Consider the following 1,369-nt stretch of genomic DNA (forward strand, 5'->3'; position numbering starts at 1 on the left):
ACCACAGCGCCCAGAACACCGCGAGCACGGCAGGCACGAGCAGCACCGCCGGCAGGAGGAACGTCGTCGGGGTCGACTCGGTCTGGCCGAGCAGCACGTCCCAGTTCATGAGGATGAGCACCCAGACGTAGCCGAGCGCCACGAACGAGAGAACAGGTGCGACCACGCGGCTCCACAGTCCCGCGTCACGACGGTCGCGGCGGAAGAAGCCGATGACGGCGAGGGAGACCAGAGCCATCAGGAGCACGAGGCCGAAGGCACCGAGGTTCGTGAGCCACGTGAACAGCGTGATCACCGGGTACGGGCCGTTATTCGGGTCCCAGCCGCTCTCCCCGAAGACGAAGCCGAGGATGACGAGCACCGCAACGACGGTCTGGGTGACGGAGCCGACCCAGGGAGCGCCGCTGTGGCGGCGCACCCGGCCGACCGCAGATGGCAGAACTCCCTCGCGGCCCAGCGAGAAGGCGTAGCGGGCGACGGCATTGTGGAAGCTCACGAGTGATGCGAACAGGCTCGTGATGAACAGCACCGACATCAGATCGACCCACAGGGTACCCAGGTGCGCGGCGACGAAGTTGAAGAAGAGGGGCGGGCCGGCCTCGTCGGCGGTGATCCCGTTCGGATCGAGGATCTTGCCCGGGCCGACCGCGAGCGCCAGCGCCCACGACGAGAGGGCATAGAAGATGCCGATCACGGCGACAGCGAGGAAGGTGGCGCGCGGGATCGTGCGCTTGGGGTCCTTCGACTCCTCGCCGTAGATCGCGGCCGACTCGAAGCCCATGAAGGCGGCGATGCCGAACGCGAGCACGGCGCCGACGCCCGGGACGAACAGCGTCGAGGGGGTGATCGGGCTCGCGGTGACGGTTCCCTCCGCCGGGTTGAAGAACGCCGCGACGTCGAAGACGATCACGACGACGAACTCGAGGGCCACGAGCACTCCGAGGATCTTCGCCGACAGGTCGACCCGGTTCACTCCCATCAGCGCGACGATCGCGATGCAGACAAGCACCCACACCCACCACGGGCTTGCCCAGCCCGTCTTGGCCTCGATGAGGGTGGAGACCTGGAATCCGAACATGCCGTAGACGCCGATCTGCATGGCGTTGTACGAGATGAGCGCCAGGATCGAGGACCCGACGCCGGCCGGGCGACCGAGGCCCTGGGCGATGTACGAGTAGAACGCCCCGGCGTCGGTGACGTAGCGGCTCATGGCCGCGTAGCCGACCGCGAACACGGCGAGGAACACGGCGAGCACGATGTAGCCGAACGGGATGCCGACGACGTGGGTGACCGAGAAGGCGCTCGTGGATCCGCCGGCGATCACGGTGAGCGGCGCCGAGGCGGCCACGATCATGAAGGCGACGGCGGG

Annotated in this window: 1 protein-coding gene; it reads right to left on the reverse strand. The window is 67.8% G+C overall.

All coding sequences use genetic code 11. The annotated features are described in order from the left end of the window. A partial coding sequence (locus ASG00_RS06405) for an APC family permease (protein WP_082483112.1) occupies positions 1–1,369 on the reverse strand: 1,369 nt, incomplete at both ends.

Source organism: Microbacterium sp. Leaf351 (genome assembly GCF_001423825.1).
GTDB classification, from domain to species: Bacteria; Actinomycetota; Actinomycetes; order Actinomycetales; family Microbacteriaceae; genus Microbacterium; species Microbacterium ginsengisoli.